The 19,989-nt window shown below is 64.1% G+C and carries 20 protein-coding genes; 8 read left to right on the top strand and 12 right to left on the bottom strand.

Translation table 11 applies throughout. From position 1 onward, the window contains the following. The 3 genes from NKJ75_RS32210 to NKJ75_RS32200 all read left to right on the top strand — a co-directional run. Positions 1–530 (top strand): ATP-binding cassette domain-containing protein (locus NKJ75_RS32210; RefSeq protein WP_352500707.1); only part of this gene is annotated, 530 nt, incomplete at its 5' end. A gap of 367 nt (positions 531–897) precedes the next feature. Next, a complete protein-coding gene (locus tag NKJ75_RS32205) occupies positions 898–1,062 on the top strand; it encodes a DUF3309 family protein (protein WP_023667887.1) in 165 nt (54 codons plus the stop codon). A 212-nt stretch (positions 1,063–1,274) separates the two neighbouring features. Next, on the top strand, positions 1,275–1,409 hold the full coding sequence (locus NKJ75_RS32200; RefSeq protein WP_023682661.1) for a hypothetical protein: 135 nt from the start codon (positions 1,275–1,277) through the stop codon (positions 1,407–1,409). On the opposite strand, the gene NKJ75_RS32195 is transcribed toward NKJ75_RS32200, so the two are convergent. Further along, the gene (locus NKJ75_RS32195; protein ID WP_023834896.1) at positions 1,400–2,581 is read right to left on the bottom strand and encodes an MFS transporter; all 1,182 of its coding nucleotides are present in this window, start codon (positions 2,579–2,581) and stop codon (positions 1,400–1,402) included. The genes NKJ75_RS32200 and NKJ75_RS32195 overlap by 10 nt on opposite strands. 102 nt (positions 2,582–2,683) lie before the next feature. Continuing rightward, a complete protein-coding gene (locus NKJ75_RS32190; protein ID WP_023692229.1) occupies positions 2,684–2,911 on the bottom strand; it encodes a DUF1127 domain-containing protein in 228 nt (75 codons plus the stop codon). A 252-nt stretch (positions 2,912–3,163) separates the two neighbouring features. Between NKJ75_RS32190 and NKJ75_RS32185 the strand changes: the two genes are divergently transcribed. Together NKJ75_RS32185 and NKJ75_RS32180 are read left to right on the top strand one after the other, a co-directional pair. After that, the gene (locus NKJ75_RS32185; protein WP_023834897.1) at positions 3,164–4,681 is read left to right on the top strand and encodes a winged helix-turn-helix domain-containing tetratricopeptide repeat protein; all 1,518 of its coding nucleotides are present in this window, start codon (positions 3,164–3,166) and stop codon (positions 4,679–4,681) included. 529 nt (positions 4,682–5,210) lie between these two features. Beyond that, positions 5,211–6,707 carry an aldehyde dehydrogenase family protein gene (locus tag NKJ75_RS32180; RefSeq protein ID WP_352500706.1) on the top strand — a complete coding sequence of 499 codons (1,497 nt, stop codon included), beginning with the start codon at positions 5,211–5,213 and terminating at the stop codon, positions 6,705–6,707. A gap of 25 nt (positions 6,708–6,732) precedes the next feature. Here the strand turns inward: NKJ75_RS32180 and doeB are convergent, their stop codons facing one another. The 10 genes from doeB to ehuR form a co-directional block, all read right to left on the bottom strand. After that, a complete protein-coding gene (doeB, locus tag NKJ75_RS32175) occupies positions 6,733–7,737 on the bottom strand; it encodes a N(2)-acetyl-L-2,4-diaminobutanoate deacetylase DoeB (RefSeq protein WP_023745624.1) in 1,005 nt (334 codons plus the stop codon). 5 nt (positions 7,738–7,742) lie between these two features. Next, on the bottom strand, positions 7,743–8,921 hold the full coding sequence (doeA, locus tag NKJ75_RS32170; RefSeq protein WP_023704766.1) for an ectoine hydrolase DoeA: 1,179 nt from the start codon (positions 8,919–8,921) through the stop codon (positions 7,743–7,745). 38 nt (positions 8,922–8,959) lie between these two features. Further along, a complete protein-coding gene (locus NKJ75_RS32165) occupies positions 8,960–9,952 on the bottom strand; it encodes a cyclodeaminase (protein ID WP_023704765.1) in 993 nt (330 codons plus the stop codon). Positions 9,953–10,184: 232 nt separating this feature from the next. Next, complete coding sequence (gene eutB / locus NKJ75_RS32160; RefSeq protein ID WP_352500705.1) at positions 10,185–11,171, bottom strand: hydroxyectoine utilization dehydratase EutB; 987 nt, start codon at positions 11,169–11,171, stop codon at positions 10,185–10,187. Positions 11,172–11,176: 5 nt separating this feature from the next. After that, positions 11,177–11,956 (bottom strand): ectoine utilization protein EutA, encoded by a 780-nt coding sequence (gene eutA / locus NKJ75_RS32155; RefSeq protein ID WP_023834901.1) that lies wholly within the window; start codon positions 11,954–11,956, stop codon positions 11,177–11,179. A gap of 7 nt (positions 11,957–11,963) precedes the next feature. Then, on the bottom strand, positions 11,964–12,623 hold the full coding sequence (ehuD, locus tag NKJ75_RS32150) for an ectoine/hydroxyectoine ABC transporter permease subunit EhuD (RefSeq protein WP_023686970.1): 660 nt from the start codon (positions 12,621–12,623) through the stop codon (positions 11,964–11,966). Continuing rightward, positions 12,623–13,282: an ectoine/hydroxyectoine ABC transporter permease subunit EhuC gene (gene ehuC, locus NKJ75_RS32145; protein WP_023686969.1), complete on the bottom strand. Its 660-nt coding sequence runs from the start codon at positions 13,280–13,282 to the stop codon at positions 12,623–12,625. The genes ehuD and ehuC overlap by 1 nt, the downstream gene beginning before the upstream one ends. Before the next feature lie 206 nt (positions 13,283–13,488). Then, positions 13,489–14,340, bottom strand: a complete 852-nt coding sequence (ehuB, locus tag NKJ75_RS32140; protein ID WP_023686968.1) for an ectoine/hydroxyectoine ABC transporter substrate-binding protein EhuB — start codon at positions 14,338–14,340, stop codon at positions 13,489–13,491. A 63-nt stretch (positions 14,341–14,403) separates the two neighbouring features. After that, a complete protein-coding gene (ehuA, locus tag NKJ75_RS32135) occupies positions 14,404–15,189 on the bottom strand; it encodes an ectoine/hydroxyectoine ABC transporter ATP-binding protein EhuA (RefSeq protein ID WP_023682675.1) in 786 nt (261 codons plus the stop codon). Between the two features lie 124 nt (positions 15,190–15,313). Next, positions 15,314–16,699, bottom strand: a complete 1,386-nt coding sequence (gene ehuR / locus NKJ75_RS32130; protein ID WP_023732236.1) for a MocR-like ectoine utilization transcription factor EhuR — start codon at positions 16,697–16,699, stop codon at positions 15,314–15,316. Positions 16,700–16,781: 82 nt separating this feature from the next. Here ehuR and NKJ75_RS32125 point away from each other — a divergent pair, with 82 nt between their 5' ends. The 3 genes from NKJ75_RS32125 to NKJ75_RS32115 form a co-directional block, all read left to right on the top strand. Then, positions 16,782–17,270: an Lrp/AsnC family transcriptional regulator gene (locus tag NKJ75_RS32125; protein WP_023732237.1), complete on the top strand. Its 489-nt coding sequence runs from the start codon at positions 16,782–16,784 to the stop codon at positions 17,268–17,270. Between the two features lie 129 nt (positions 17,271–17,399). Further along, positions 17,400–18,893, top strand: a complete 1,494-nt coding sequence (locus NKJ75_RS32120) for an NAD-dependent succinate-semialdehyde dehydrogenase (RefSeq protein ID WP_023834903.1) — start codon at positions 17,400–17,402, stop codon at positions 18,891–18,893. A gap of 31 nt (positions 18,894–18,924) precedes the next feature. Further along, a partial coding sequence (locus NKJ75_RS32115; protein WP_352500704.1) for an aminotransferase class III-fold pyridoxal phosphate-dependent enzyme occupies positions 18,925–19,989 on the top strand: 1,065 nt, incomplete at its 3' end.

Below are 19,989 nucleotides of genomic sequence, written 5' to 3'. Positions count from 1 at the left end.
TTTTTGGTTGTTTGTTTTTTCCTGGCCGTGTTATTAAAAAATACCTATACAACACCCCGTCCGCCCCCCGCCACTGGGGGGGGCGCGCGGCGGGGGCGGCGCGCCCCCACGACTTCATCGAGCATTTGCCCGATGGCTACGACACCGAGCTCGAGCAGCGCGGCGGCAATCTCTCGCTCGGCCAGCGCCAGCTGATCAGCTTTGCCCGCGCGCTGGTGGCGGACGCCAAGATCCTGGTGCTCGACGAGGCCACGGCGAGCATCGATTCCTACACCGAGATGCTGATCCAGAAGGCGCTGGTCACGCTGCTGGAGGGGCGCACCGGCCTGGTCATCGCCCATCGGCTGGCGACCATACGCGGCGCCGACCGCATCATCGTTTTACAGAACGGCGAGATCGTCGAAAGCGGCAACCACGAGCAGCTGATGGCGGCCAAGGGCCTCTATGCCAGGCTCTACAACATGAACTACGCATCGTTCGACGATATTGCCGAGGAAGACATAGGCGCGCTGGCCGGCAAGGCGACGTGAGCTGCTGCCGGTTCGGCTCGACTGGAAATGGTGCGGGGCCAAAACTCGTCGTCGACCAATTCGGCTTCAGATGTCGACACGTTTAAGCTCGCCTTCCAGCGTAAGCTCGGCGTCACGCCTGCCGGCGCGTTCGGGTGGACGAGCCGCCGGCCGCCTTAAGGGCGATCCCGCGCAAATTCTGAATTCTACGCGCCGCCCAGCGCGCGTGATGGCACGCCGAGCTTGCGCCTGAACCTCAGCAAACGCCGTGATGATGGCTTTCGTTCCTTAGCCGTCGGATGAAAATCGCCGGGGAACAGGAAGGCTTGCTGGGAGTTTAGTTCTTCGAGCCGCGCCGTGAACGGCGCGGCAGCGAAGGAGACGGCATATGGGCCTGGGTACCATTCTTATTATCATCCTGATCATCGCGTTGCTCGGCGGCTTCAGCGGCCTCGGCGGCGGCCCGTTCTACGGCACTGGTTACTATGGCGGCGGTGGCCTCGGGCTGGTGCTGATCATCGTGATCATTCTGGTTGTTCTCGGGCGAATATAGCGTCGCCATTGGCGGCCGCCGAGTTTCTACGGCGGCCGCGTTTTCGCCTGACATCGAGGTTTGAAGACATGGCAGCTGAAGACATTGCTGGTCCGGACTGGGCCGGCGTCGGCGCGAGCGAGAGCGAACGCGACGAGCTGGGATATCCTAATGGTGGCACTATCCGAAGGCGGCGGGCGTAAGCTGCAGACCCCGACACCCGCCTGGCGGCCGTGGCGTTCATCGAGGCGGATCGGACGCTTCGAGAAACCCAGGACGGCGACGAGGCGGGTCCGGCCTTTCTCGCTATTGTCGACAAGGGCAGCATCGGCCTGAAGGCCGCAATGGCAGGCACGCCTTACGCCTGAACGCGGTCAACCCGCCGTAACTCCGCCAGCAGAAACACCACCAGCACGCAGCACAGCAGGCCAAGCGACAATGGCAGTCCCTGATGTCCGGTCAGTTGCATCGCCAGCCCGGCCACGGGTGAGCCGACGATGCCGCCTACCCCCCATACGAACGCGAAGGCGGCATTGCCGGCGATCAAGGCTTGACCGGTGAAACGCTCGCCGAGCTGGATCAGCGACAGCGTGTAGATCCCGAACGAGACCCCGCCCCAGACGAAGAAGAGCGGCCAGACAAGCCATGTAGCGAAGAGCAACGGCAACAGCAAACAACCGGCCAGGCAAGCCAGGACACAGAACAGCATCATCGGCTTCGAGCCAAACCGTTCGGCGGCGCGCCCAAGCACGACCTGCAGCACGGCATTGCCGGCGATGAAACAGGTGATGAGCGAAGCGATGCGCTGCTCAGTGCTGCCGAGCGCGGCACCATAGACCGCGAACAGCGAAAGCAGGACTTGCTCGAAGGCGGCAGCCGTGAAGACTGCGAACAAGAGCAGCGGCGCCAGCGCGAAGAAGCCGCCGACCGACACCGCTTCGCCCTCACGCGGCATGTCGGGCAGGCGTGGCGCGACGGCAAGCACGATCAGGCCGCAGACAAGGAAGGCCGCGCTGCCGATGATGAAGGGTGGCCATCCTTGCGTGCCGACCAAGCCTAGCGACAGCGGGCCGAGGCCAAAGCCGGCGGAAACGATGGAGGAGTATAGGCCCATGATGCGGCCTCGGCGTGCGGCGGGTGTGATCGAGACCAGCCAGGTTTCACTGATCACGTAAAGCGGATTGGCAAAGAAGCCGAGCAGGAAGCGCAACGGCATCCAGGCCCATACATCCTGCGTCCAGGCAATCGCGATCAGGACGGTTGCTGCCAGGATCGAACACACAACCGCAAAGCGCGCCGCGCCCACCCGCCGGACCAGCGCCGGCGTGAAGAGCGACGATATAATGAAACCCAGAGGCGTCATCGCGGCCGAGAGGCCGATAAGGCCCGGTGTCGTCCCTTGCCGTTCCAGGATGAAGCTGAGCAGCGGATACGTCAGCCCCTGTGCTATGGCGAACACCGTAACTGTCGCGATGATGCCGGCCATCGCGGCCCATGCGATGAGGTTCTCCGGCGGTGACGTCGCGTCTTCGGCGCTCATGCCGACTTCGAAGCAGGATCGGCACGTTCCGGCAAGTGCAAATGCCGGCAAAACGCCGCGGTACGCCCAAACAGGCGGGCGGGTCTTATCCGCGACATCAGCTCACACTTGCCAGAAGCGTTTGACGATTTCGGCCTCGACCTGGCGTCTGGTCAGACCGATATCGTCGATCAGGTGCGGATTGGCCTCCGCCATCTGCTTGAGGTCCCAGCGAAAGCGTATCCGCTCGCGCCAGGCCGCGATCATGCCCCGCGGGCCCGTCGGACGCCGGCCCGATGACACCGCCTTTTCCGGCAAGGCTGCACGAGCAGAAGCAAGGGTATCGTTCATGGCAACCTCCATTCGGTTTGAGGGGCGACAGCCCTCGGCTTGAAAGAGGTTGAATTCTGCCGCATGCGGACGGCGCCGTAATTAAGCGCGGCCAAATAGTTCTCAAAAGTTCCAAAGCAGTTAGAGCACCTCGCCGATTCATCGAAACGACGAGGTGCTCAACTCTTTGTTTTGACGCCATACGTCCGTGAAGCGCTCTGCGCTTTCCCGTGGGAAAACCGCCTTCACACCTTTCCTGGAATTGCTCTATAGATGCGCGTTATGCAGGGATCGCGCTTTGCCTTTGGTCCGTTCGTGCTTGATCCGGGTGCGGGAACGCTCCTTCGGGACCAAGTTCCCGTCGCCGCCGGCCACCGCGGACTGCAGCTGCTGGCGGCGCTCGTCGCCCGGCCCGGCGAGATCGTGGCCAAGGCCGAGTTGATGGATGCGGCCTGGCCAGGCACCGCCGTTGAGGAAGGCAACCTCACCGTCCAGATTGCGCAATTGCGCAAGCTGCTGGGTCCGGCCACGAACGGCGGAGAATGGATATCGACCGTTCCGCGCGTCGGCTATCGCTTCGCCGGCGCCATCGAACAGCTCGGCGACGAGAAGCGACAGGCTTTGCCGCTGCCCGCCAAACCGTCGATAGCCGTGCTGCCCTTTGCCAATTTCAGCAACGACCCCGAGCAGGAAGCCTTCGCCGACGGGTTGACCGAAGACCTGATCACCGACCTGTCGAGGATCGGCGGCCTGTTCGTCATCGCGCGCAACTCGACCTTTGCCTACAAGGGCAAGGCGGTGGATGTGCGCGAGGTCGCCAGGGAACTTGGCGTGCGCTATCTCTTGGAGGGCAGCGCCAGACGCGCCGCCGGGCGCGTGCGCATCAACGCCCAGCTGGTCGACGCGCTGAGCGGCGAGCATTTGTGGGCAGACCGCTTCGATCGCGGCCTGGAAGATATTTTTGCCGTTCAGGACGAGGTGACGGCCAAGATCGTCGAGGCGCTGCTTGGCCGGCTGCGCGCGCCGCTGCCGCGCAACCGGCCTCGAAATCTCGAGGCCTACGATCTGTGCGTGCGAGCCCGCAACCTGATCGACGTCTCGCCGGAGACGGCGCGCGAAGCGCATCTGTTGCTGACGCGCGCGCTTGCGCTCGATCCGGACTATGCCGAAGCCTATCGCTGGCTTGCCATGAACCACTGGATGGGATGGGTGCATTGGGGAGAGCCCATTGAGCCTGCCCGCAGCCTTGCCCTGGAACTGGCGCGCAAGGCTGTGGCGATCGATCCCAACGATGCCGGCTGCCACTGGGTGCTTGCTAACCTGCTTGCCTATGAGCGCAGATTCGACGAAGCGGATGTGGGATTTGCCAAGGCGTTCGAACTCGACCCGAACGAGGCCGATGCCTGGGCGACATTGTCCGACATCGCGGTCCTGGCCGGGCGCGTCGAGGACGGCCTCGACTATATCGGCAAGGCGTTCCGGCTGAACCCGTTTCCGGCAAGCTGGTACTACCTGACGCTCGGCCAGGCGCAATATGCGGCGCGCGACTATGAAGCCGCCGTCGAGACGACGCGCCGGGACGAGACGTATCGGACAAGCTCGCGCCGTTTCCTTGCGGCAAGCCTTGCGCAACTCGGCCGGATCGATGAGGCGCGCGCCGAGGTCGACCTGTTCCTTGTCGCTAACCCACATTTCACCACCCGCCACTGGGTCGAGACTGAGCCGTTCCGCGACACTGCCACGCTCGACCATTTCGTCGATGGCTTCCGAAAGGCCGGACTTCCGGAGTGACGGACCGGCGTGCTCGATCGATGCAGGCACCGTCGGTTGCGGCTCAATCTGCCAATGTTTGCAAGTCGCGAGGCCGCTGACCGATCTTGCTTCCGCGAGCAGTCATCCAACAGCGATTGCAGCGAAGCGGCGCGCGAAACCTCTGTCACGGTGAAGCCGGCTGGAACGGCCACGATTCGATCCGGCCACGGGTGAGCGCTGGGTGGCGGCTGGCGACTACCTGTTGCGCTCTCGTCTGCAATGCCGGCATCGCGGTCGCCGTGGGCAATGATCGGCTTGCCTCCTTGAGCTTTCAGCGACGCGCTCCGACAACTCGCGATGATTTTTCTAGATGCCGGTGATTTTCTAGATGCCGTTTGTCGAAGCATGATCTTTTCCGAAAACCGTTTCCCACTTTTCTGGATCACGCTCTAGCGGCTGGCGTGATCGGGAAGTCCGCGCAATCTGATTGTCCGAGCGCCCTTTAGCTTTCCTTGTTTGAGGTCGGCGGCGGGAGTAATAGTCGCCACGGAATTGCGAGGAGGAAGAGATGACGCTGAACTTCGACCCGAAGGCGAAGGCCACGGCGTTGTACCATGGCGAATTCCGACCGATGTTCATTGGCGGCAAGTGGGTCGCGGCGCAGTCCGGCCACGGCATGCAGGCACTCAATCCGGCAACAGGCGAGGTGCTGGCGACAGTGCCGCGCGGCGGGGCTGCCGATATCGACTCGGCGGTGGCCGCCGCGCGCGCGGCCTTCGAAGGCCCATGGTCCAAATTCTCGCCCTACGAGCGGCAGTGCGTGCTGCTCAGGATCGCCGATCTCTTCGAGACGCATTGGGAAGAGCTCAGCGTTTCCGACACGCTGGATATGGGGCTGCCGATCACGCGCACGCTCGCTAACCGGCGCCGCGTCATCGGCATGCTGCGCTTCTATGCCGGCATGGCGACGGCGCTGCATGGCGAGACGATCGACAATTCGATTCCCGGCGAGATCGTCACCTTCACCCGGCGCGAGCCGGTGGGCGTCGTTGGTGCGATCATTCCCTGGAACGCGCCGACCGCCGCCTCGATCTGGAAGATCGCGCCGGCGCTGGCGACGGGCTGCACCATCGTGCTGAAACCGTCCGAGGATGCGTCGCTGACGCCGCTGCTGATCGCGCAACTGATGCAGGAAGCCGGCGTGCCCGACGGCGTCGTCAACGTCGTCACCGGCACCGGGGCCGAAGCCGGTGCGCGGCTCGCCGAACATCCAGACGTCAACAAGATCGTTTTCACCGGATCAACGCTGACCGGCCAGGCCATCGCGCGGGCAACCGTGGCCAACCTCAAACGCGTTTCACTGGAGCTCGGCGGCAAGTCGCCGATCATCGTCTGCCGCGACGCCGACATCGACAAGGCTGTTCCGATCGCGGCGATGGCGGTGTTCGTGCATTCGGGCCAGATCTGCATTGCCGGCTCGCGGCTGTTCGTGGCGCGCGAAATCCATGACGAGTTCGTCCGCCGGCTCGCCGATTTCACGGGCAGACTGCGGATCGGCCATGGCATCGAGGCAGAGACGGAAATCGGACCGCTCATCAATGCCAGGCAGGCAGGCAAGGTGGAGGGCTATATCAGGGCCGGCAGCGACGAAGGCGCCGAACTGGTCGCCGGTGGCTCGCGGCTGACCGGCGAGCTCTACGATGGCGGCAACTTCATTGCGCCGACGGTCTTCGGCGCCGTGTCGGACCAGATGACCATCGCGCGCGAGGAGATTTTCGGCCCGGTCATTTCGGCGATGCCCTTCGACACGCTCGACGAAGCGGTGGCGCGTGCCAATGCGACGCCCTATGGCCTGGCCGCCGGCATCTTCACCACGCATCTGGGCACCGCGCACAAGCTTGCGCGCCGGGTCAAGGCCGGCTCGGTCTGGGTCAACATGTACCATGCCATCGACCCGGCGGTGCCGTTCGGCGGCATGAAGATGTCGGGTTATGGCCGCGAGGGCGGCATCGAGCATCTGCACGAGTATCTGGAGACCAAGTCGGTCTGGATCCAGACCGACTGATATTCGCGCGGCGTACTCTGCGAAATCACGATGAAACCACAAGGGCCAGGACGGCGGCGCAGTCACCGGCTTTGACCAGGCCGGGGAAATGCCGCGCCGCCAGAATGCCGGACATTTTTGCCTTGATCTCCTGCGGAGCGATGCCGGTGCGGCCGGTGGAATGGATGCGCGCCAGCACCGAGCCTTCTTTCACAGGCTCGCCGAGATCGACCATGGTCTCGATCATGCCGTCGTCCTCGGCGAAGGAGAAACAATCGCCTGACGGCATGTCGAGCCACTGAGTTCTGCCCTTCTCGACCGCACCATCAACAATACCGGCATGGCGCAGCACATTGCTGATGCCGCGCCGCGCGATCCGCACGGTCTGGGCACGCGAGGTGCCGCCGCCGCCAAGCTCGGTGCTGACGAAGACCTTGCCCATTTCCTCGGCCGCCGTGTCATACATGCCGACGGAGTCAATCTCGATCATGCGCATCGAGAACGGGGCCGAGAACGCGGCGACCGCGTCGAAGGCTTTCTGCTCCAGCGCCTTGTCGGGCACCGTGTGGGCGGCACAGAAGGGCACGAAATCCAGCGTCCTGCCGCCGGAGTGGAAATCGAAGACGAGGTCGGCGCGCGGCAGCAGTTCGCGTTGAAAGTAGTCGGCGATCTTCTCGGTCACCGTGCCGTCGGGACGGCCGGGAAAGCTGCGGTTCATATTGCCCTTGTCGATCGGCGACGTCCGCGTGCCGGCGCGGAAGGCCGGATAGTTCATCGCCGGCACGATGATCACCGTGCCGCTGACCTGTTTGGGATCGAGCGTGCGGGCGAGATCGAAGAGCGCCAGCGGCCCCTCATACTCGTCGCCATGATTGCCGCCGGTGAGCAGCGCGGCCTGTCCCTTGCCGTTGCGGATGACGCAGATCGGGATCATCACCGAACCCCAGGCCGAGTCGTCGCGGCTGTAGGGCAGGCGCAGGAAACCATGTTGCACGCCGTCCTTGTCGAAATCGACGGTCGGCGCGATCGGAGATGGGCGGAGGCTAGGCATCGGGCTCAATTCTTCACCACCAGTTTGCGCGGTACATTGGCGAGGCACTCTACACCGGTTTCGGTGATCAGGATGGATTCGGTGATTTCCAGTCCCATCGTCTCCAGCCACAGGCCGGTCATGAAATGGAAGGTCATGCCGGGCTTGAGTTCGGTGCGGTCGCCGGGGCGCAGGCTCATGGTGCGCTCGCCCCAATCCGGCGGATAGGACAGGCCGATCGAGTAGCCTGTGCGGTTGTCCTTGACGATGCCGTATTTCTTCAACACGGCGAAAAAGGCGTTGGCGATGTCCTCACAGGCATTGCCGGGCTTTGCCGCCGCAAGCCCCGCCTCCATGCCTTCCAGCGTCGCCTTCTCGGCATCTAGGAATTCCTGCGTCGGCTTGCCGAGAAAGACGGTGCGCGACAGCGGGCAATGGTAGCGGCTGTAGCAGCCGGCGATCTCGAAGAAGGTGCCCTCGCCCGACTTCATCGGCTGGTCGTCCCAGGTGAGATGTGGCGCCGAGGCGTCGGCGCCCGACGGCAGCAGCGGCACGATCGCCGGATAGTCGCCGCCGATGCCGTCGACGCCGCGCGTGCCGGCATCGTAGATCTCGGCGACCAGATCGCATTTGCGCATGCCGACCTGGATCTTGTCGACGATGCGCTGGTGCATGGCTTCGACGATGCGGGCCGCCTTGCGCATATAGTCGATTTCAGTCGGGCTCTTCACCGCGCGCTGCCAGTTGACCAGCGCTGTCGCGTCGACGAAGCGGGCGTTGGGCAGGTGCTTCTGCAACGCGGCGAAGGCGGCAGCCGAGAACCAGTAATTGTCCATCTCGACGCCGATGGTCAGCTTGCCCCAGCCGCGATCACTAAGCACGCTGGCCAAAAAATCCATCGGGTGGCGCTCGGTCGACTGCACGTAGTGGTCGGCATAGCCGACGATGTTGTCATGCGCGAGATAGGCGGTGCGCTTGGCGCCATTGGCATCCTGGCCGCGGCCGTACCAGACCGGCTCGCCCGATGGGGGCACAATCACTGCTTGGTGCACATAGAACGACCAGCCATCGTAGCCGGTCAGCCAGGCCATGTTGGAGGGGTCGCTGACAACCAGGAGATCGACGCCCTTCACCTCCATGGCTTTCCGCGTCTTGGCGAGGCGATCCGCAAATTCGGCGCGCGAGAATTTCAGGTTCGGTTGCATTGTTCTTGGTCCTCGTTTGTTGGGCCTTGCGGCCAGCATCAGCTTTCAAAAATGGTTCCGGCATTGGCCGCCCGCGCCCGGTCGCGAGCGAGCGTGGCGATCGCCGTATCCTGCACGCCGGTGCCGGTGAGGTCGGCAATGGTGATATCGCTGGGTGAGCGCCTTCCGTGCCGTTCGCCGGCGATGATCTGGCCGAGTTCGGTGACCGCGGCATCGGCTCCCATCACGCCCGATGCGATGGCGTGATGCAGTTCTCCCAGACGCCGTGTCTGCTTGGCGCTGTCGGCGACATAGAGATCGGCCATGCGCAGGATCGCCGGCGCGATCTCGTTCTTGTGTTCGGCATCCGAGCCCATGGCGGTGATGTGCTGCCCGGCAACGACAAAGCCGGCCTTGATCAGCGGCTCGGTCGACGGCGTGGTGGTGACGATGATGTCGGCGCCGATGGTTGCTTTGGCTGCATCCGGCTCGGCGCGCACGAGAATGCCGAGCTTTTCGCGCAGCGCGCCTGCGGCCGTCTGCGCCTTGACCGCATCGCGCGCCCAGATACGTGCCTCGGCGATCGGCCGCACCAACATGAGTGCTTCGAGTTGCAGCCCGGCTTGCACGCCGGCGCCGAAGATTGCGGCGACGGACGAATCCGGCCGCGACAGATGCTTCGCCGCGACGGCGCCGGCAGCAGCGGTGCGGACATCTGTGAGATAGCCATTGTCCAGCAGCAGCGCCTCGACCACACCGGTTCTTGCCGAGAGCAACACCATCATGCCGCCCCCGCTGGGCAGACCGAGCTTCGGATTATCGAAGAAGCCGGAGCTTATCTTGACGGCGAAACCGTCTATTCCAGGCACATAGGCGGACTTCACATCCACCTCGCCGCGCTGCTCGTGAATGTCCAACCGCAGAATCGGCGGCATCGCCACCGGCAATGTGGCGAGCGCGCGGAAAGCGTTTTCGACGCAGGCGACCGCGTCGAGATCGAGCGTCACGATTGTGCGCAGTTCCTTCTCGGTGAGGATCGTCATCCGGCTCATGCGACGCGCTCCGCGAAGGCGCGCACTGCGAAGGATAGTGTTCCGTCACCCCCCCCTCTGGCCTGCCGGCCATCTCCCCCGCAAGGGGGGAGATTGGACTGCACTCCTGCCTTCGCCAATCTCCAGCGCAGCAAGAACAGCGACCGCATCGAAGCTGCCGATCTCCCCCCTTGCGGGGGAGATGTCCGGCAGGACAGAGGGGGGTGGGCGGGAATTCGGCGTGGGAGAGTTTTCATGCCGCGCGCTCCGCGAGTGCGTCACCGCAGACGATCTTGCGATGCGTGTTCATGTCGATATTGCGGCCCGAGAGAAGAACGACCACCGGCCCGGTCGCCCTGACCTTGCCGACGAGTAGCGCAGCGATGCCTACCGCTCCGGCGCCTTCGACGATCTCGCGCTCCTGTTCATAGGCATGGCGGATGCCGGCGGCGATCTCGTCCTCGCTGAGCAGGATGACGTCGTCGAGCAGATCGCGGCACATGGCGAAGGTCAGCCGGTTGCCGAGACCGATGCCGCCGCCGAGCGAATCCGCCAGCGTCGGCAGTTCTTCCACCTCGACCGGGCGACCGGCATCCAGGCTCGCCTTCATCGCAGCACCACGCGCCATCGAAACGCCGATGATTTTTGTCCCGGGGCTGACGGCCTTGACGGCGGCGGCGATGCCCGAGGCGAGTCCACCACCGGAGAGTTGCACCAGGACGAGAGCGGCATCCGGGACCTGCTCGATCATCTCCAGTCCGAGCGTGCCTTGCCCGGCGATGATGGCCGGGTGGTCGAAGGGCGGCAACATCACCAGCCCCTCTTGCGCCACCAGCCGCTCGACCTCCTGCTGCGCCTCGTCCTGACTGTTGCCGATGATGCGGACATCCGCGCCAAGCCGACGGATTTCGTCGAGCTTGTTGCCCGGCACCAGTCGCGACATGCAGATCACCGCACGCATGCCTTCCAGCTTCGCGGCATGGGCCAGCGCACGGCCATGATTTCCGGTCGACGCCGCGACCACGCCGCGCGCCTTCTCCTCGGCGCTCAGCGAAGCAACGGCATTCGAGGCGCCGCGCAGCTTGAAGCTGCCGGTGGTCTGGCGGTGTTCAAGCTTGAGGTGGACAGGGACCCCCAGTCGTTCGGAAAGGCTGTGAGATAACCCTGTCGGCGTGCGTTCGATTTTGCCGGCAATTCGCTCCCGGGCGACACGAATATCGTTAAGGGTGACTGTCGTCATGATCGTCAATCGCGCGGCAAAGGCAGCGTCATCAGACGGCCAAATTCGGGATGCGACGTCCCGTCGCCACACAACCGCAAACAGTTCCAGGCGCTCGCCTGGTTGCTGGTGACGACCGGGCGGTCGATCGCCTGTTCCATGCCGGGAACCGCGAGCGCTCCGCGCAATGCGGTGCAGGACACGAACAGTGCATCGGCCTGCGCATGCGTCGCCTCACGAGCCAGGTCGACGATCGCTGCCGGCGCAATGCGCGCCATCTCGCGATCGTCCTCGAAGCCGAGGCAGGTGAAGCTGACGATCTCGAAGCCGCGCTCGGCGAAATACGTCGCCATCGGCCTGGAGGTTTCGACCGTGTAAGGGGTGAGGATGCTGATCTTTTTCGCGCCTAGCGCCTTCAACCCGCGCACGCCTGCCATGGGCGGCGTGACCATAGGAACACCCGGCTTGGCAGACTGGATCGCCGCCTCGATCTCGGCGTCGCCAATCACCACCGAGGCCGAGGTGCAGGAGTAGCAGATCGCGTCGAGCGGCTCATCGGGCAGGATGAGGGCAGCACCCGCTGCCAGCTCGGGCTGCATCTTGCGGAGATTCTCGGGTGTGGTCGGATTCTTGTAGGGAATGCGCGCGACATAGACGCCGACCCGCTCGCTCGCCACCATGCGGCGGAAATCCGGTTCGCTGGTGTGGTCGGTGGCAAGGATGATCAGGCCGACGCGCTTTTCCAGCGGGCGCGCATCGAGCGCCGGCCTTGTCGGCATCAGCCTGATCTCGGGCAGCGGTTTCATCTCAGAATTACCTTTCGATCTTGCCGTAGCGATGTTCCAGCCAGCGCAGCAGCACGACCGAGAAGAGGCTGATGACGAGGAAGAAAGCGCCGACCAGCGTGATCGGCTCAATGTAGCGATAGTAGGTGTTGGCGACGCTCTTTGCCTGGTTCATCAGCTCCAGCACGGTGATTGCCGATAGCAGCGGTGTCTCCTTGAACATGGCGATGAAATAATTGGCCAGCGCCGGGATCATCGGTGGGATCGCTTGCGGAATGATGATGTTGGTCCAGGTCTGCGTGGCGCTCAGATTGCAGGCCTTGGCCGCCTCCCACTGGCCGCGCGGCACGTTGTCGATGCCGGCGCGATAGACTTCCGCCGTGTAGGTGCCGTAGTGCAGGCCGAGCCCGATGACGCCGGCGACCAGCGGCGGCAACAGGATGCCGAAATCCGGCAGGACATAGAAGATGAAATAAAGTTGCACCAGAAGTGGCGTGCCGCGGATGAATTCGGCCGCCCAGCCGACGGTGCGCGACAGGACCTTGTTGGGCGAGCGTCGCGCCAGCGCGATGCCCAGACCCACGATAGCGGCCAGCACGGAGCCGAGCAGCGTTGCCAGGATGGTGATCTTCACGCCCTGGATCAGCGTCGGCAGGATCTCCCAGACGAAGTTCCAGTCCCAATCCATCAGACGCGCACTCCGTCGAGGCCGCGCGCCATGCGGCGTTCCAATGAACGCACGCCCCAGGAGATGATCAGCGCCAGGGCGAAATAGATGATCAGGATGGTGGTGAACGGCGCCAGCGTGTTGCCGGTCTGCGAGCGCACGACCTGCGCCTGAAAGGTGAGATCGGCGAGCGAGATCAGCGACACCACGGAGGTCGCCTTGAGCAGCTCGATGGCGTTGTTGCCGAAGGTCGGCAGCATGACCAGCAGCGCCTGCGGCAGGATGACATGGCGCATACCTTGCCAGCGGGCGAGGTTGAGCGCGATGCAGGCTTCATATTGTTCGCGGCCGACCGACTGGATGGCGCCGCGTACCACCTCGGCCGCATAGGCGCCGACATTGAGGCCCAGCGCCAGCACACCCGCCTGCAGCGGGGTCAGTTCGAGGCCGATCAACGGCAACACGAAATAGGCAAAGAACAGCTGCACGAAGATCGAGGTGCCGCGGAAGAATTCTATATAGGCGGTGGCCAGCCAGCGCAGCGCAAAGAAGCGCGACACGCGGCCCATGCCGGCGAGGAAGGCCATGATCAGGGCGAGCACCGACCCCATCAGCGTCAGCTCGATGGTGACAAGCGCTCCCTGCAATATGAGGCCGAGGTAGCCGGACCACTGGGTCATTCGGGTTCCAACGTTGGCGGTTAGCTTCCTTCTCCCCGTTCACGGAGAGAAGATGCCAGTCCACCCTCCGAAGCTGCAGCGCAGCTGCTGCGGAGGACGGGCAGGCAGATGAGGGGCAGCGCTAAATTCTCAGAACTTGGCGCCGCCCCTCATCCGGCCCTTCGGGCCACCTTCTCCCCGTGAACAGGGAGAAGGCAAAAACGGCGCTATTTCGCCGCGCAGAGCTTGTCCCGCGTGGTCGACATCGCGGCTGCGGCCGAGAAGCCGTAGGGCTCGATGATCTTGGCGAACTCGCCGGATTTCTTCAGCTTGGCGAGCTCGACATCGAAGGCATCGCGCAGGGCCTCATCGCCTTTCTTGAAGGCGGCGCCGTCGCAATAGACCGGCGCGCCGACCACCGGGGCGATGACTTCGAGGTTCGGATCGTTGGCTTTCTTGACGAGGTCGTTGATCGACAGGACGGGAAGCGAATAGGCATCGATGCGACCGTCCTGCAGCATCTTCAGGCCGCTCTGGCCGTCCGGCACGACGATGACGCGCTCGCGCGGCACGCCGGCGTTGAGCGCCAGCTTCTCCTCGGTGCCGCCGCCCGGCGCGCCGATGGTGGCCGACGTGTCCTTGGCGACGTCCTCGTAGCTCTTGAAGCCCTTCGGATTGCCCTTCTTCACCAGCATCGCCTCGGCGTCGCACAGCACCGGCTCGGAATAGACGACCGCCGCGCAACGCTCCGGCTTCATGAACAGGCCGGCGGTGACGACGTCGAAGCGGCCGGCCTGCAGGCCGGGAATCATCGCGCCATACTCCGAAATGGAAGCGACGATGTCGGCAACACCGAGGCGCTTGAAGACCTCGCGCGCCACGTCGGGCGCCGCACCCGAAACCTTGCCGTCGGCAGCGACCGCAGTATAGGGCGGCTCGTTGGCGATGGCGACGCGGGCAAAGCCCTGTGCCTTCAATTGCTCGAGCTTGCCGTCATCGGCCGAACCGGTGCTCGACGCGGCGAGCACCGCCGTCAGTGCGAGACCGGCGACGCCGGCCAGAATGCCAAGTTTCTTCATTGTTCCCAACTCCTTGTTGTCTTCTTGGTTTTGTCTGGGGCGGTCTTCCGCCCCGCAAAGCGGTCAGACACGATGTCCGGCCGCGATGATCTTCTTCAGGAAGCCTTGCGTGCGCTCCTGCTTTGGATGGCGGAAAATCTCGTCTGGTTTGCCCTCTTCGACGATCTTGCCGCGGTCGAAGAACAGCACGCGGTCGGCGAAGTCGTGGGCAAAGCCCATCTCGTGGGTGACCAGCAGCATGGTCATGTCGGTCTCTGCGGCGAGCTTGCGCATGACATTCATCACCTCCTCGACCAGCTCCGGATCGAGGGCCGACGTCACCTCGTCGAACAGCATGATCTTCGGCGACAATGCCAGCGCACGGGCAATCGCCACGCGCTGCTTCTGGCCGCCGGACAGCTGCGCCGGCATCGACTTCGCCTTGTCGGCCATGCCGACCATGTCGAGCAGTTCCATGGCCCGCTTTTCAGCGGCGGCGCGAGGCGTGCCCTTGGTCAGCATCGGCGCCAGCGTGACGTTATCCATGACGCATTTGTGCGGAAACAGATTGAACAGCTGGAAGACCATGCCGATCTTCTGCCGCATCTTGGTCAGGTGCCGCTCGTCGGCGGGCAGCAGCTGGCCGTTGCGCTCCATGTGATAGAGCTGCTCGCCATCGATCTGGATATGGCCGCCGTCGATCTTCTCCAGCGTCATCAGGATTCGCAGGATCGTCGTCTTGCCCGAGCCGGACGGGCCGATCAGCGCCAGCTTCTCGCCGGGCATGACCTGCATCGACAGGCCGTCCAGTACCTTGAACGAGCCGAAGCTCTTCGAAATGGCGTCGACCTTGATGATGGGTGAGGACAAATGAATTTCCCCTGCTGGAGAAGCCTGTGCCCTTAACGATGCGGAACGCGCCAAATCATGTCAATTGGGAAAATAAAATCATGACAATATTTCCGGCACTGCATGATTCCAGAGCAATTCCCGCTTAGATTGCGAGCAGCAGATGCTCCGGATCGCCAAGCAGCAACTTGGTGACAACGCCGAGGCCGGCGCGCAGTTCCCCCTCGGTGGTCGAGCCGAGCGAGATGCGCACCGCCGGATGCCAGGGCGCATCCGAGATGCGGAAGGAGGTGCCGGGCGCGATCGCCACGCCTTGCAGGCGGGCCTGGGCGACGAAGCTTTCCTCGGCACGGTCCGCGGGCAGTTGCAACCAGACATGCAGCCCGTCGCGCCTGGCGCGATAACCAACCCCGCCCAGCACCTCGGCTGCGATGTCCTGGCGGCGGCGCAATGCCGCGCGCTGCCAGCGAACGAGTTCCATCGCCGTGCCGTCGGTCACCCATTTGGTGGCGATCTCGGCCACCAGCGGCGTCGCCATCCAGTTCGACACCAGATGCCGGTTGGCAACGGCGGCGACATAGCGGTCGGGCGCCGCGAGATAGCCGATGCGCAGGCCAGGTACGGTGATCTTGGTGAAGGAAGTGACGTAGAGCGTGCGCTCCGGCGCAAAGGCGGCGACCGGCGGCGGCCGGTCCTCGACCAGCGGACCCAGCACATCGTTCTCGATGATGGCGATGTCGTGCTTGCGCGCGACCGCGGCGATCTCTTCGCGCCGCCGAGCGTCCATCAGCGTCGCCGTCGGGTTGATCACCGACGGTTGCACGAATACCGCGCGAATGTCGGTGAGCCGGCAGACCTCGTCCAACGCCTCCGGGATCAGGCCATTGCCGTCGATCGGCAGGCCTTCCAGGTTGAAGCCGAGATAGCGCGCCAGCGGCACCAGCGTGTGGTGGCCGATAGCCTCGGTGGCGACGGTCGAGCCCGGCGGCGCCACGCTCATCAGCGCTACGGTCATCCCAGCAGTGGCGCCGTTGGTCAGGCTGATATTTTGCGCGGAGACGTCAAGCCCGCACAGTTTCAGCCATTCGACCGCCACCGCGCGGTGGCGCGGAAACACCATGTTGGGCCGAAACGACAGCGCCGAACTCGATGGCAGGTTTTCGGCCAGCCAGCCCAGCGCCTGCTTCAGCCGCTCCAGATGCATCGGCTCGCAGACCGGCTTCAGGATCGATAGGTCGATGACCTCGCCGAGGCGCTCCGGCAGATAGGGCGGCTCCGGTTCACGGCGCTGCGTCTGGACAAAGCTGCCGCGGCCGATCTCGCCCGAAATCAGGCCGCGCCGGATCAGTTCTTCGTAGGCGCGGCTGACCGTCTGCACCGACAGTTTTAAATCGTCTGCCAGCCTTCGATGCGTTGGCAGCCGCGCGCCATTGGCCAGCCGCCCGTCATGAATGGCGCGGGCGAACTGGTCGGCCAGCGATTGATAGGCTGGCCGGCGGAGGAGCGCAGGGTCGGGTTGCCATAATGTCATGACTTAATAGAGATCGAAATCAGTGCAATTGACAATCGAAATAATGCGCCGTCATGGTGATGCCGACAAAAAGCGGACGCCGATGACATCGAAACTCGACGCGGTCGACCTCAGGATACTCGACGCCATCCAGCGCGACGGGCGCATCACCAAGCTGGCGCTGGCCGAACAGGTCGGGCTGTCGCCGACGCCGTGCTGGATGCGGCTGCGCAAGCTGGAGAAGGCCGGCATCGTCTCGGGCTACCACGCCAGGATCGCCATGCGCGTCGTGGCGCCGGTCGCCACCGTGCTGATGGAGGTGACGCTGGCCAGCCATCGCCAGGCCGATTTCGATCGCTTCGAACGCGTCATCCGCGATATCCCCGAAATCGTCGCCTGCTGGTCGGTGGGCGGCGGCGTCGACTATGTGGTGAAGGTGATGACGCGCGACATCGACGCCTATCAGCGGCTGGTCGACGGCCTGCTGGAGCGCGAGATCGGCATCGACCGCTACTTCACCTACATCGTCACCAAGACGGTGAAGGACGAAATCGTGCTACCGATATCCGACCTGTTGCCGGCGTCGGCATAAGCCCGGAGAGAATGTCTGTCGGGACGGCACAATAGAGAGAGTCTCTCTCCTTCAGGGCGTCGAAACAGTCTCTCTGTCTGTATGTGACGGATAGTCTTCCCGCATCGTCCGAACCGGGAGGCCTCGACCATGTCCGCGCATTTTGCCCGCTCGCATCGCCATGAGGCGCTCGACCGCCTCTCCGACCGCCGGCTGCTGCGCGAGCTCGCCTATGTCGACGGTCACTGGACGGCAAGCGGAGCGGCGAAGAGTTTCGAGGTTACCGATCCGGCGACCGGCACCACTGTCGCATTTGTCGCGGCGCTCGATGCCGGGCAGACGACCAAAGCAATCGACGCCGCCGCACGTGCCTTTCCGGCTTGGCGTTCGTTGCTGCCGCAGGAGCGGTCCAAAATTCTGCGAAAATGGTTCGAGCTGATCATTGCAGCCAAGGATGATCTGGCCCTGCTGATGACACTGGAACAGGGCAAGCCGCTGCAGGAATCGTTTGGCGAAATCGACTACGCCGCCTCCTTCGTCGAATGGTATGCCGAAGAGGCAAAGCGCCTCAACGCCGAGAGCGTCACCAGTCATCTGCCTGATGCCGAAATGATGGTGCGGCGCGAGCCGCTCGGCGTTGTCGGCGTCGTCACGCCCTGGAATTTTCCGGCGGCGATGCTGACCCGCAAGGCGGCCGCCGCACTCGCCGCCGGCTGCACCATCGTCGCACACCCATCCTCGGAGACGCCGCTGTCGGCGCTGGCGCTGGCTGAACTCGGCGAGCGCGCCGGCCTGCCCGCCGGCGTCTTCAATGTCATCACCGGCAAGGCTGCTGCCATTGTCGGTCGCATGTGCGAGGACCCGCGCGTTCGCGCCATAAGCTTCACCGGCTCGACCGAGATCGGCCGGCTGATCGCGGCGCAAAGCGCGCCGACGATGAAGCGGCTGGTGATGGAGCTTGGGGGCCACGCGCCGCTGATCGTCTTTGCCGATACCGATCTGGACAAGGCGGTGAGCATCGCCATCGATGCCAAATTCGCCACCTCCGGCCAGGACTGCCTCGCCGCCAACCGCATCTACGTCCAGCGCCCGATCTACGATCGCTTCTGCGCCGCTTTTGCCAGGCGTATCGAGGCGCTGCGCACCGGCAACGGCCTTACCGACAAGATCGACATCGGGCCGCTGATGCATGAGCGTGCCGTCGCAAAGGTCGAAGAGCAGGTCGCCGATGCCATCGCTCGTGGCGCGCGCTGCCTCACCGGCGGCAAGCGGCATCAGGCCGGGCCGCTGTTCTACCAGCCGACGTTGCTGGCCGATGTCAGCGACGAAGCGCTGATCATGCGCGAGGAAACCTTTGGGCCGGTCGCCGCAGTCACGCCGTTCGACAGTGAGGACGAGGTGATCGCCCGTGCCAACGCCACAGAATATGGCCTCGTCGCCTATGTCGTTACCGAGAATGGCGCCCGCCAGCAACGTATGGGCCGCGCGCTCGACTACGGCATGGTCGCCATCAACCGCGTCAAGATCACCGGAGCGCCGATCCCCTTCGGCGGCGTCAAGCAATCCGGCATCGGCCGCGAAGGCTCGCGCCACGGGCTCGAAGCTTTCGCCGATCTGAAGTACCTCTGTCTGGACGTCGCATAGTCCGTCCGGCCATCTCTCAAGGAGTAAAAAAATGCTCGACCAGTCCAACGAACTCAACGCCTGGGATCGCGACCACTTCTTCCATCCCTCGACCCATATGGGCACTCATGCGCGGGGTGAATCGCCGACCCGCATCATGGCCGGCGGCGAGGGCGTCACGGTATGGGACAACAATGGCAGGAAGAGCATCGATGCCTTTGCCGGCCTCTATTGCGTTAATGTCGGCTATGGCCGCCAGAAGATCGCGGACGCGATCGCCACCCAGGCGAAAAACCTCGCCTATTACCACGCCTATGTCGGCCACGGCACCGAGGCTTCGATCACACTGGCCAAGATGATCATCGACCGCGCGCCGAAGGGCATGTCGCGGGTCTATTTCGGCCTCTCGGGTTCGGATGCCAACGAGACCAACATCAAGCTGATCTGGTACTACAACAATGTGCTGGGACGGCCGGAGAAGAAGAAGATCATCTCGCGCTGGCGCGGCTATCACGGCTCGGGCGTGATGACGGGATCACTGACCGGGCTCGACCTGTTCCACAACGCCTTCGACCTGCCGCGCGCGCCGGTCCTGCACACCGAAGCGCCCTACTATTTCCGCCGCGCCGACCGCTCGATGAGCGAGGAGCAGTTCTCGCAGCATTGCGCCGACAAGCTTGAAGAGACGATCCTGGCCGAAGGTCCCGAAACCGTCGCCGCCTTCATCGGCGAGCCGATCCTCGGTACTGGCGGCATCGTGCCGCCGCCGGCCGGCTACTGGGAGAAGATCCAGGCGGTGCTGAAGAAGTATGACGTGCTGCTGGTCGCCGACGAGGTGGTGACGGGCTTCGGCCGTCTGGGCACCATGTTCGGCTCCGACCATTACGGCATCAAGCCGGACCTGATCACCATCGCCAAGGGCCTGACCTCGGCCTATGCACCGCTGTCGGGCGTCATCGTTGCCGACAAGATGTGGCAGGTGCTGGTGCAGGGCTCCGACAAGCTTGGCTCGCTCGGCCATGGCTGGACCTATGCGGCGCACCCGATCTGCGTTGCCGCCGGCGTCGCCAATCTCGAACTGATCGACGAGATGGACCTGGTGACAAATGCCCACGAG

The organism is Mesorhizobium sp. M0058, from assembly GCF_040323095.1.
Lineage (GTDB): Bacteria > Pseudomonadota > Alphaproteobacteria > Rhizobiales > Rhizobiaceae > Mesorhizobium.
This window is presented reverse-complemented; position numbering and strand designations above follow the sequence as displayed.